This window comes from Hydrogenophaga sp. SL48 (assembly GCF_021729865.1).
Taxonomy (GTDB): Bacteria; Pseudomonadota; Gammaproteobacteria; order Burkholderiales; family Burkholderiaceae_C; genus Hydrogenophaga.
Genome location: NZ_CP063400.1, coordinates 45,087 through 57,229 on the forward strand (window position 1 = coordinate 45,087; position 12,143 = coordinate 57,229).

A 12,143-nucleotide genomic window follows, 5' to 3' on the forward strand; every position below is an offset into this window, starting at 1 on the left:
CAACACGTTGGATTTCTATTCCATTATTTGGACTTCTTGTGGACGATCGACTTGCCTGCAGCGACGCGGAAGCGCCGCACGCTGCCGGTGCCCGTGCCGCTTTCGGCGGTCGCGATCCGTTGCTCGATGTGGTTGGCGTGGTGGCGAAGCACGCGCACGATCTCCGGGATGCGAGACGGGGACAAGCGGTCGTTGATGGCCCCGATCCCGATACCCGCAATGGGCCGGCCCGCGCTGTCCCGGATCACAACGGCAACGCCGCGCACGCCCTTGAGCATGAGGCCATCACTCAGTGCGTAGCCAGCTTGCCGGGCTCGCTGCACGGCTTCCCGGATTTGCCGCAGCCCAGCGTTGGGATAGCGGACCAGGCTCTCCTTGACAACGTCCAGCACAGCCTCCGACTCATCCGGAGGCAGCGCTGCCAGCAAAGCCACCCCGGTGGCCCCCACGCCGAGAGGACGGCGAGTTCCAACTTCCACTGTGAACGCTTTCACCGGATAGGCACCGGCCAGCCGGTCGATGCAGACCGCTTCGGTGCCGCTGCGGATCGCAAGAAAGCCGGTGTCGCCGGTCTTTGCTGCGACCGCGGCCAGGTCCTCTGCGGCGAGTTCCTTGATGTCGTAGACCGTGCGGTTGGCCGACCACCCCAACACCGCCAGCTCCTGGCCCAATCGATAGCGCCGACTGTCATCCACTTGTTCGACCATCCCCTGCTGCTTCAGGGTGCCGAGGATGCGATGCACGGTCGGTTTGGTCAGGCCGGAGGTTTGCTGGAGATCCACGAGACGGCATCCTTCGGTGCCACCAGCCGCCAGGATGCGGATCAGTCCGATTGCGCGTTCGAGTGTCTGAGTACTCATTGATAGGTCCAATCTGCGGAACAACTCCGGGCATTCTGCCGCACAAGTTGTTCACACGCCAGCAATTGTCTACATACGTTTTATTAGTCCAAATAATGGACCTTCATAAAAACAAATTGATGAAGTTCACATTCCACGTAGTATTTCAATACCCGTACGAACATGGCAAATGTTGCGCACGGAAGTTCGTGCGAATCACCGCAGACGGGCGTTTCGCCATTCTCCACTTGGCGCCAAGCTGATGGCGGATCTCATTTCAATATTTTCAGGAGACAACTCATGGACCCCACCAAACGACCCGCCTTCTTCACCGAACCTGCCAGCTACCCTCGCCCGCTCCACGTTGTCGGTGTGAATGTGACGGTTCTCGCCTCTGCCAAGAAGACAGGCACATTTGAAGCCTTGCTGCAGGACGGCGTGGAAGGTAGTGGTCCGCCGCCGCACCATCACCCGTGGGACGAGTCGTTCTATGTGACGCGCGGCGAAATCGCTTTTAAGTTCGGTACCGGCGATCAGGAGCAACAGCTTGTCGCCCGAGCCGGGACGCTGGTGCACTTGCCGGCGGGCACGGTTCACTCGTTCTGTTTTGGTGAGGGTGGCGGTCAGATGTTCAACATCGGTAGCTGCGGGACGCTCGAGCCGTTGTTCGAGCATCTCGATCGCGAGATTTCGCCAACCGCACCCGACTTCAAACGCCTGGTGGACATTTCGGCCGAGCACCAATCGACGTTTCTGGTTCCGGGCGGATAGCCCACGAACGAACCGCTCGCCCTGTTGGCCGAGGGGTTTCACACCGACAAAAATCCCCACTAAATCAACACACGGATCTGAGCACGATGACGACGCAAACCCCTTCCCACGCCGCAAACTGGGGCGCCACTGTCCTGCGCGTAAGCCTGGGTCTCATGTGGATCTCCCACGCACTGGTGAAGTTGCTGGTGTTCACTTTGCCCGGCACCGCGCAGTTCTTTGCCTCCATGGGACTGCCAGGCATGCTCGCCTACCCCGTGTTCGCTGCCGAACTCCTGGGGGGGCTCGCGTTGCTGCTCGGCGTGTATGCGCGCCAGGCGGCACTGGTGTTGATCCCGCTGCTGCTGGGGGCCGCGTGGATCCATCTGCCCAATGGATGGCAACACACCAGCCCCAATGGCGGCTGGGAGTATCCCGCGTTCCTGGCTGCTGCATCGCTGGTGCAGTGGTTGGTCGGCGACGGCGCGCTTGCATGGAAACGCAGCCCGGTGCTGACGCCGGCATGAAGGGCGCTCACAGCTACCGCGTGACGCTGCAGCCGAGCGACGGCTGCAGTGCTGCCGCCATCGCTTTCACGCACAGCAACCACGATGACATCGCGAGCATCGTCGAAAGGCTGCGAGCATCGACGGGCCTGCCGGACACGCAAGCCGCGGCGCTCGGCGTTGGGTTGAAGCTGATGTCAGCGGTGGTGCTGGAGCACCGGCGCGACCCGTTGTTCAGCGGCATCCACGCGGCGCTCGGCGACTTCATACGGGCGTTGAAATCGGGACCGTGAAGCCGACCGGAGCGCAGCACACCAGTCGTCCACGTCCGCCCGGCAACACGGGTCGATGCAGGTTGCACTTGTGCCGTCCGCTGGCGCGCAGTGCATCGTGATGGCGCCGAAGTCGTCGCGACGCAGGGACTCCAGACCCACCATCGAGCCTTCACTCCAGATCATGCGGGCCCGCGCGCCGGAGCTGTGCACCGCACTCAGCCGCCCACCCCGCCTTCGAAGCCCAAGGAAGCCGCGTGCTGGCAGAGCTGCACCTCCAAGGTCCGCATGACCACCATGCGTCAGCCCCAAACACGGCGGCACGGCACGCACATTTAGATCCGACCGGGGGTTGTCTACATCCACGCGCCTGCGTGAGCACGAGAGCTTGACGTCCAACCCATGCAACATCGCCAGCACAGTGGGCACCTGAAGTGCCGCGCCGTTGTCGCCGCGCAGCACCCGCTGTAGGCGCGACCCGCTGGCCGCCTACACGCTTTCTTCGACCAGCATCGGCGCGATGCGCGCCGGGGGAATGTCCGCAAAGCGCAGCTCGTCGGCCATTCACAGGATCTGCGCACGCTCGATGCCTGTCAGGGCATGGCTTGGTGACGGGCACACCGCCGCAGGCCTGCCATCGCCGGGCATGCACCCCTGGCGGGCGGCCAGCGCTGCGGGCTGCACGCTCGGGTGCCCCCCACTCTGGGGAGCCAAGTGCAGCAGCGCTCCGGCGACATGGGTGTGGTGACGGCACCGGCAATGCGGCGGTCTCGGCCAGGGGCTTGTTCTTGTGGTGCAACGCGTTCTCCCGCTCCTTCATGCGCATGCAATCGTGCTTGGTCAGCAGTGGGGTCCAGTGGCAGGCACCGTGGCGCTCGCTCAGTCGATCAAGCTCGCGGGAGCGTCCACGCCATCACCGCCACCACAGCCACAGCGCGACCAGGATCAACGAGTCGTTGGTTGAGGCACTACTGCGGCGACCGTCGACGCGATGCGCGCAAGCGGCGACTCCAAATTCACCACCTGCGCGAATGCCCAGACTGCCCATGGGGAGGTCTGCGGCAGCACCGGTTCAGATCTAAGCGGTCCACGCCTCCAAATGGCGATGGGCGACATCGCTCCCTGCGCCCCGCTGCGCCGCGGAGGTCGTACAGCGCTCAGCGACAGGCAAGGGAAGCCTGAACTTCGGGAGCCATCCGCCCAGCCTTCAAGACAAGAGCGTGAAAGAAGGTCCAAATTTCGGACCGTTTTTATGTTCCTTTGCCAGCAATTCTGATGACTCTCAGAATTCATCCGTCACAAGGTCCATTTATTGGATCGACAAACCGAACCAACCGGAAACACCTATGTTCAAAATCTTCGACCTTCTCAATGGGTCCCGCCTGACCGCCCAGTATGCTGAGAGTTGCCTGGCGAATGGCGTGGAAGCCATTCATGTCACGCTCAACAACTTTCAGGGCATCAACCCTGTCCCCGACCTGCGCCACTCGCTGAACCAACTGGCCAATTACCGCGCGCATCTGCGCACGCTTGACGGGTTGATCAGGATGGTGGAGTCGGCCGACGACTTCGAGCGCGCACGCGCCGACAAAAAACTCGCTGTGGTTCTCGGTTACCAGAACGTCCCTGGCGTCGAGCGCGACCTGAACTTGCTGCGCCTGTTCCATGACGCTGGCGTGCGTGTGATCCAGATCGCACACAACATCCGCAACCTTTACGGTGACGGATGTGCGGAACCTGCCGATGCCGGCCTGTCGTCTTTGGGGCGCGAACTCGTCGTGACATTGAACGAACTCGGCATCGTGATCGATTTGTCGCACGTTGGAGACCGCTCGGGCGTCGAGGCGACGACGCTGTCCAAGCAGCCCGTCGCTGTCACGCACGCCAACGCGTTCACGGTCTGCCCGAACATGCGCAACAAGTCCGACGCACTTCTCGACGCGCTGAAGACAAACGGCGGCGTCATTGGGCTCACCTATCTGCCGCCTTTGGTTCGGATGCCGAAGGAGGGTGCGCCCACGACCAAGGACGTCATCGCCCATATCGCCTATTGCGTCAAGCGCATCGGCGCTGAGCATGTGGGCATTGGCTCGGACTTCATCACCGACCAGCCTGCGGAGCGGTATCAGGAGTTCCTGCGCAAGCCTGAGGTGTACGGTACCTGGCCCTGGCGCTTTCCTGTGGACAGCCTGCAGCAACAGCAGGAGCTGCTCGAATCCCTGCTCACTCAGGACTTGACCCGGACCCAGGTCGAAGGCATCGCGCAAGGTAACTTCATGCGCGTATTCAAAACCGTCCTGTCATGACAAACCAAGGAGACGACATGACCAAGCAACCCCTGGGAAAGATTCCGCGCGAAGCAGTTCTGCAACTGAGCATCCCGCGCTACGACCGGGACATCATCGACGGCTTCCATCAACTGGAAGACCTCACCGGCACGGTCTCCGACGCGCTGGACGAGCTGGGTATCGACACCGTGGTACCCGGCTGCAAGCTGCCGCCCAATTTCTCCTCCGCCAGAATCGTGGGGCCTGCCCTCACGCTTCGCAATGTCGAGCAGCGGGACAACGCCTACCGCGGTGCAAAGGAGCGGGTCTCGAAGATGGCGGAGATCGAAGCACACAACCTGGCCGAGCCGGGCGACGTCCTGGTGATCGAGGGCGTGGTGGGCATTTCCAACATGGGCGGCCTCTCCGTCACCATCGGACAACGCCAGGGCGAGGTTGGCGCCATCATCGACGGCAGCATCCGGGACGTCCAGCACGCACGCGAGCACCAGTTCCCCATCTGGTCGCGTGGGCCCAGTTCGATCACTGGCAAGTGGCGCCTGGAGACCGTGGCCATCAACGGAACCGTGACGATTCTTGGGGTTCAGGTGCGGCCTGGTGACCTGGTGGTGGCCGACGAGGGCGCCGTCTGCTTCATCCCACGGGATGTAGTGCAAGCGGTACTCCGGCGCGCCCACGAAATCGCGGCCGGCGAGGCCAGGCGGTACGCCGACATTCGCGCAGGTGTGCCGGTGCCCGAGCTGGCCCAGCGCACCCACGTCTACAAGTTCAACCCGCAACAATGAAGAGCACCGACAGCATGTCCGATGTCACAGGCGTGGCGGAGCTGCCGCTGGTGGACACGCACGCCCATATCTATACCACCGCCATGCCGGTAGCAAAGGATGCGTGGCGCAAAGTGGAGAAGCCCGCCCCGGTCGAAGACTTCCTGTCCACGCTGGATGCGCACCACATTCCGTTTGGCGTGATTGCTGCGGCCAGCATGTTCGGAGAGTACAACGAGTACACCCTCCAGTCCCTGCGCGCGTCACCACGGCTGCGCGGCACGGTCATCGTTGGACCGACCGTCGATCCCTACATCCTGCGCCGGATGCGAGACGACGGGGTGGTCGGTGTCCGCTGGGTGTGGTTCATGCAGCAAGAACTGCCGGACCTGCGTTCGGCCGAGTACCGCCTGTTCCTGGCGCGACTTGCAGATCTCGACATGCACGTCCAGATCTTGCTGGGTGGCGAGCGCCTCGGACCGGTGCTGGAGGCGCTGTCGGACTGCCCCGCGAAGGTGGTCGTCGATCACTTCGGATTCCCGGACCCCGAACTCGGAACCCGGTGCCCCGGTTTTCAAGCGGCAGTACGCGCGGTCGACAACCAGCGCACCTGGGTCAAGATGGCCGCTTGGCACCGCCTTGGGGACACGGCCCCGCAAGTTGGCGCCGCGCTGCTCGCCGCCGTCGGCACGGATCGCGTGCTCTGGGGCAGCGACTGGCCCTTCGTGGCGGCGCACGAAGGCTACGCCTACGGCGAAGCCGTCAGGTCCTTCCTGGACGCCGTCCCCGACCCGCTGCAACGGCGGAAAATCTCTGAAACGGCTCTGCGGCTGTACTTCGGCCATTGAATCTCATGAACAAACTTTTCATCACCCCCGCTTCCCACTTCACGCGCAAGTGCCGCGTCACAATCATCGAATTGGGTCTGGAAGACCGCTTCGAGATGGTCCCCACCAACTGGCCTCACAACTGGGGAACCGAAACCACACCGTATCGGGAAGACTTTCTTGATGCCTCCCCCATCGCCAGGATTCCGGCGTTGCTGGCCGAGGATGGGCTGCGCCTGGCCGACTCGTCCACCATCTGCGAGTACCTGAACGACGAACTCGGCAACTTCCGGCTGTGCCCGCAAAGCGGGAGAGAGCGCTGGGAGATTCTCTCCGTTGTCTCCATTGCCACGCATGGCTTGATGGAGGCCCAAGTGCTGCGGCGAGCAGAGATGCTGCGCAAGCGCGAAGGATCGCCCAATCCCGAGGAGTTCTCGGGCAGCTTCGTGCGCAAGATGATGGATCGCCAGGACCGCTGCTACGAGTACCTCGACAAGATCTGTGGTGACTTTCGAGATGAGCCGGATCTGGGGCAGATCGCAGTGGCGTGCGCCTGCGCGACGTCCGACTTCCGCTTCCCGGAAGACGACTGGCGCAATCCGGCACCACGCCTCGCCAAGTGGTACGACACATATGCCCAACGTCCGTCCATGCAAAAAACGATGCAGGGCGAGACCCCTCGCTAATCCCCAGGAGCAGAATCCCATGAAATTCATCTACTACCGCGAAGAAAGCTCGAACCTCTGGCGCTGGACCCTTTACGGGGAAGACCGCCGCAAGGTCGCTGAGAGCGTTGAGAAGTACTACAACCAAGCTGACTGCTTGGCCGCCATCGAGCTGGTTAGGAACTGCAGAGACGCGGAGGTCACCCAAAGATGAGCCCGCCGGTCTCGGGGTGAACCGCCCCGGGCGATTCACCGCGGGCAACATCCTCCTTCCCAAGCTCAGCTCGCTGGCTCCCACTTCCCTCGATCATGCTGGAGCAGCTCCTTGAAGGGAGGCGCACGTCAACTTGAATGGCTTGCCGTAAGCGGCAACGATGGTGTCCACCAATCGATAGGTGGACACCATGGTCGAAGTCAAGAACAAGACCCGTTGGAGCCACAGCGCCGATCTCAAGCAGCAGATCTAGGCCGAGTGCACACTGCCTAGTGCCTCGGTGGGCAGCACGGCACTGTCGCACGGCATAAACGCCAATGTGGTGCACAAGCGTCGCCGCCTGGCCCGAGCGCCGATCTGCAGGCCCCTACGTTCATGCCGGTGGCGTTGTCCCCATCGAAGCTGCACCGGCGGACATCTGCATCGAGTTGCGCCGTGGCGCCACCAGTGCGTCGCTGGCCTAGCCCTTGGCAGCAGCGGCAAAGCATTGCGCCGCCTCTGTTCAAGTGATCCGCATTATTGCCCTGTGTCTGCCACGAGCCGCTGGACACGCGAACGGGCACAGCGTCGACCCCGGCCAGCGTTGTGGATGTCTTTGGTACCGCGTTCGCACCATGCCTATCCGTTGCCCACCGGCGTTGCGAAAGTCCAATTGCGATTGTTTTTTGATCCTACGCATAGGATGATGAGATGCCATTATGCTATCGTTAGCATAAAATGTACGAAATGAAAGAGACTGAGCCTGGGTGGGTGATTGCTGCTTGCTTGTTGGGTATAGATCTTTGGCTCCAAGGTGTCGAGCCTTTTAGGTACAAGTCGTCAGCGGTGAAGCGGATTCGCCCGTCGTGGTGAGTGAACAGAGAACTTTGAAAAATAGATGGAACGAAGAGACCATAAGGACCAGCCCCTCATAGATGACATTCGTCTGCTGGGGCGCATTCTGGGTGACGTAATCCGAGAGCAGGAAGGCGAGGCAGCCTTTGAACTGATTGAGCGAATCCGTCAGCTCGCCGTGGCCTTCCGTCATCGCGCCGAGGCCAAGGCCGACCAGGCACTCAAAAAGTTGATCGAGGGCCTGAGCGGTGATCAGGCGGTCAGCGTGATACGCGCTTTCACGTATTTCAGTCACTTGGCCAACTTGGCGGAGGACTGTCATCACATCCGCCGCCGTGCCATTCACGAACGCGCTGGCCGGCAACAGGAAGGCAGCCTACCCCTGACGCTGCAGCGCCTGCGTGCGGCGGGCATTCACCCGGCCGACGTGGCACTTGCACTGGCCGACAGCCACGTCTCGCCGGTGCTGACAGCCCACCCCACTGAAGTGCAACGCAAGAGCATTCTGGATGCTGAGCGCGCCATTGCCTCGCTGTTGGTGGAACGCGACGCCCTGCTACCCGCCGAGCGTCCACACAACGAAGTCCAGATCCGTGCCCGCGTGACCCAACTGTGGCAGACAAGGCTGCTGCGTTTCACCAAGCTCACCGTAGCCGATGAAATCGAGAATGCGCTGAGTTACTACAAAAGCACCTTTCTGTGCCAGGTCCCGCGCCTTTACCACGAACTGGAGCAGGGCTTGGGCTTGAACTCGCCGGTGCCGCCCTTCCTGCGCATGGGACAGTGGATAGGCGGTGACCGCGACGGCAACCCCAACGTCAATGCCCAGACGCTGCGGTTGGCGTTGTCGCAACAGGCAGAGGTGGCGCTGCGCCATCACCTGACTGAGGTGCATCTGCTGGGCACTGAGCTGTCCATGTCGGCCATGCTGACCAGCGTGACGCCCGAAATGCAGGCATTGGCCGAACGTTCGCCGGATACCAACGCTCATCGCCGAGACGAACCCTACCGCCGCGCATTGACTGGCGTTTACGCGCGCCTCGTCGCCAATCTTCGAGAGTTGAGCTACGGAGAGGCCGCACACCATGCTGTAGCCCAGCAGAGTGCCTACGACAGCTCAGACGACTTTCTGGCCGACTTGCGCGTTATCGAGGACTCCTTGATCGCCTGCCATGGTGAGGCGTTGACCCATCAGCGCCTGCGCCCGTTGATACGCGCGGTACAGGTGTTCGGTTTTCACCTCGCCACCGTCGATCTTCGCCAGAGCTCGGACCAACATGAGGCAGTGGTCGCCGAACTGTTGAGCAGTGCCCGCCTGTGTCCCGACTACACAGGGCTACAAGAGGCCGAGCGCTGCGATCTGCTGTTGCGATTGCTAGACGATGCACGGCCACTGCGTGTGCCCGGTGTCTCCTACAGTGATCTGGCAACGAGAGAGATCGCCATCTTTGAAGCCGCCCGCGCGTTGCGCGAGTGCTATGGAGCCCAAGCGATACGCCACTACATCATCAGCCACACCGAGACGGTGAGTGACCTGCTGGAGGTTCTGCTGCTTCAGAAGGAAGTTGGGCTTCTGCGGGGCCTGCTGAGCGAGAACGCGGTGGCCGACTTGATCGTCGTTCCGCTGTTCGAGACCATCGAGGACTTGGCTCAGTCCGACACGATCCTGCGCACCTTTTATGGCCTGCCCGGGATGCGATCCATGATCGCGCGCGGTGACTCACACCAGTATCACGAGCAGGATGTGATGCTGGGCTACTCGGACAGCAACAAGGACGGCGGCATCTTCACCAGTAGCTGGTCGCTCTACAGGGCTGAGATCGCGCTGGTGGCTTTGTTTGATGAGTTGGCGACAGCCGGAAAACCCATCCGCCTGCGCATGTTCCATGGGCGCGGTGGGACGGTGGGGCGAGGCGGTGGTCCTAGCTACCAAGCCATCCTGGCCCAGCCACCGGGCACAGTGCGCGGCCAGATCCGCTTGACCGAACAGGGTGAGGTGATCGCGAGCAAGTACGCCAACCCCGACATTGGCCGACGCAATCTGGAAACCCTTGTGACCGCCATGCTGGAGGCTACCCTGCTGCAACCCACCCAGATTGCGCGGCAAAGCTTCCTGGACACGGGGGCTGAATTGTCGCGCTTGAGTATGGGGGCCTACCGAGCGCTGGTGTATGAAACGCCCGGCTTCGCCGACTACTTTCTAAGCGCCACTCCGCTGCGCGAGATCGCCGAATTGCAAATTGGCTCCCGTCCGGCCTCGCGCAAGCCCAGCCAGCGCATCGAGGATCTGCGGGCCATCCCTTGGGGCTTTAGCTGGGGCCAGTGCCGTGTCACGCTGCCCGGCTGGTATGGCTTTGGATCGGCTGTGGAGACATATCTCGCGCAAAATCCCAAGGGCCTGTCTCAGCTCAGGCGCATGTACCTTCACTGGCCCTTCTTTCGCACGCTGCTGTCCAACATGGACATGGTGCTGGCCAAGAGTGACATGGCCCTGGCTTCGCGCTACGCCGAGTTGGTGCCTGACGTTCGCCTGCGCAAGAAGGTCTTCACCGCCATAGAGGCCGAGTGGCGCCGCACCTCACAGGCTCTGTCCCAGATCACCGGAGAGGGGTCGCGCCTGGCCAACAACGCAGCGCTGCAGCGCTCCATGCGCCACCGATTCCCATACATCGACCCGTTGCACCACCTTCAAGTCGAACTGATCCGCCGCTACAGAGAGGGGGCTGGCTGCGAGCAGGTCAAACTCGGTATACACCTATCAATCAACGGGATTGCAGCTGGGTTGAGAAATACGGGGTAGCCACACGGATGCTTGTTGCGTGTGCAGACGTTGCTCAAAACACGCCTTATATACTCAGACTCTTTGAACGATGGAGTCGTTGATCAGTTGCATTGAAAAGAGGGTGACTTGAAATTGAGGCTTTGTTCGAAGACGGGCTAAGACCTTCTCCACATGCAAGCACCCGACACAGTCCTCAACGATGAAAACGTGTTGCTGCTGCGTCAGTGTATGAAACGGCCATCTGCCCCCAGCATGGAGAGCTTGCCGTAGTTGAGCGCGCCCTGTCCCTGGCGTTTGAATGTGATCGAAACACCACCCAGGTCGTACCCATCCATGGACAGCAATGCCCTTTGAACGGCATCCGGTGATGGCGGAGTGGACTTGCGCAATGCCTCCACGAGAATCTTGGCAGCGATGTAACCCTCGAAGCTCGAATAGGTGATCGAGTTGGTGGCACCTATCGCCGACATGGACGCACGAAACTCGGCTGCCAGTGGGATGGAAAGTTGGGGAGACGGCACAACTTGCATGATCACCACGCCTCTGGCCGCTGCTCCGAGGTCCTGGTGGAGTTGGCTTCCGTTCAAAAATGATGTGCTGTAGAACTGGGCGGTCTGGCCGGTCGATCGATAGGAAGCGATGAAATTGCGGGCTACCAGATTGGACACTGACATAAAGATTCCCTGGGGTTTGAGCGCAGCGACCTGTTTCGCCACCAGGTCGGCGTCCATACCGTCCTGCGACAGCACAAACTCTCCCAGCAAGTTGCTGCCGTGTTCCTGAAGCGACAGCCTCGCCGCCTCGATCGGAACCTTGGCTCCCGTGTTGTCGATTCTCACAGCCACGATACGCGTCTGACCGATCAGCGCCATGTGGTTGACGATGCGCGTTGCCTCGTCTGCAAAGCTGATGCGAACGGGAAATATCCCCGTGGATGCAGCGTAGACCTGCTGTGCTCCTGTGTAAGGCCCGACCACCGGAACCTTGAGCACGGCGGCGGCCTTCATCGTACCGACAGACGGGAGCGTGCCAATCGGCATCAAAATCGCAACGGCGCCTTCCTTCGCGAGTTGTCGAACGTTCGATTCGGCCTTGTCCGCGACGTTCGCGTCGTCGAATTGCCTGAGGACGACTGGGCGCCCGCCGATACCGCCAGCGTGATTCACCTGGGTCAACATTGCGCGGATCCCGAGCAGCGGCTCGGTCGAGAAGTTGGCGACCGGCCCGCTGCCGATGTATGTCTGGCCAACAACAATCGGTTCGACGCACCAAGCGGCGCCATGGCAGGCAAAGCCGATGACAGTCGCCACCGCCCTTGCGGCGGCGCGCGCTACCAAACGATGGAAAAGCTTGCCCGGGCGCTGCAGAGTCAAACGTGATTTCAAGGCATTCATGTTGAGTT

Annotated in this window: 11 protein-coding genes; 9 read left to right on the forward strand and 2 right to left on the reverse strand. The window is 61.6% G+C overall.

Annotated features, from left to right (window positions below):
- Positions 1–23 precede the first annotated feature (23 nt).
- The gene (locus IM738_RS00210; RefSeq protein ID WP_236963896.1) at positions 24–860 is read right to left on the reverse strand and encodes an IclR family transcriptional regulator; all 837 of its coding nucleotides are present in this window, start codon (positions 858–860) and stop codon (positions 24–26) included.
- Positions 861–1,139: 279 nt separating this feature from the next.
- On the opposite strand from IM738_RS00210, the gene IM738_RS00215 reads away from it, so the two are divergent.
- The 9 genes from IM738_RS00215 to ppc all read left to right on the forward strand — a co-directional run bounded on the left by IM738_RS00215 (position 1,140) and on the right by ppc (position 10,759).
- On the forward strand, positions 1,140–1,610 hold the full coding sequence (locus tag IM738_RS00215) for a cupin domain-containing protein (RefSeq protein WP_236963897.1): 471 nt from the start codon (positions 1,140–1,142) through the stop codon (positions 1,608–1,610).
- 86 nt (positions 1,611–1,696) lie between these two features.
- A complete protein-coding gene (locus IM738_RS00220; RefSeq protein WP_272907738.1) occupies positions 1,697–2,116 on the forward strand; it encodes a DoxX family protein in 420 nt (139 codons plus the stop codon).
- Entirely contained in the window at positions 2,083–2,388 is a 306-nt protein-coding gene (locus IM738_RS00225; RefSeq protein ID WP_236963899.1) for a DUF3861 domain-containing protein, read from the forward strand. Before IM738_RS00220 ends, IM738_RS00225 begins: the two co-directional genes overlap by 34 nt.
- A gap of 1,325 nt (positions 2,389–3,713) precedes the next feature.
- Entirely contained in the window at positions 3,714–4,673 is a 960-nt protein-coding gene (locus IM738_RS00230; protein ID WP_236963900.1) for a dipeptidase, read from the forward strand.
- 17 nt (positions 4,674–4,690) lie between these two features.
- Positions 4,691–5,440, forward strand: coding sequence for an RraA family protein (locus IM738_RS00235; RefSeq protein WP_236963901.1), 750 nt, complete (start codon positions 4,691–4,693; stop codon positions 5,438–5,440).
- Positions 5,437–6,267, forward strand: a complete 831-nt coding sequence (locus IM738_RS00240) for an amidohydrolase family protein (RefSeq protein ID WP_236963902.1) — start codon at positions 5,437–5,439, stop codon at positions 6,265–6,267. Before IM738_RS00235 ends, IM738_RS00240 begins: the two co-directional genes overlap by 4 nt.
- 5 nt (positions 6,268–6,272) lie before the next feature.
- Positions 6,273–6,932 (forward strand): glutathione S-transferase family protein, encoded by a 660-nt coding sequence (locus IM738_RS00245; protein ID WP_236963903.1) that lies wholly within the window; start codon positions 6,273–6,275, stop codon positions 6,930–6,932.
- 19 nt (positions 6,933–6,951) lie between these two features.
- Entirely contained in the window at positions 6,952–7,125 is a 174-nt protein-coding gene (locus IM738_RS00250; RefSeq protein WP_236963904.1) for a DUF1508 domain-containing protein, read from the forward strand.
- A gap of 877 nt (positions 7,126–8,002) precedes the next feature.
- Positions 8,003–10,759 (forward strand): phosphoenolpyruvate carboxylase, encoded by a 2,757-nt coding sequence (gene ppc, locus IM738_RS00255; RefSeq protein WP_236963905.1) that lies wholly within the window; start codon positions 8,003–8,005, stop codon positions 10,757–10,759.
- A gap of 203 nt (positions 10,760–10,962) precedes the next feature.
- Here ppc and IM738_RS00260 read toward each other — a convergent pair whose 3' ends face one another.
- Positions 10,963–12,135 (reverse strand): ABC transporter substrate-binding protein, encoded by a 1,173-nt coding sequence (locus tag IM738_RS00260; protein WP_236963906.1) that lies wholly within the window; start codon positions 12,133–12,135, stop codon positions 10,963–10,965.
- Between the last annotated feature and the right edge of the window lie 8 nt (positions 12,136–12,143).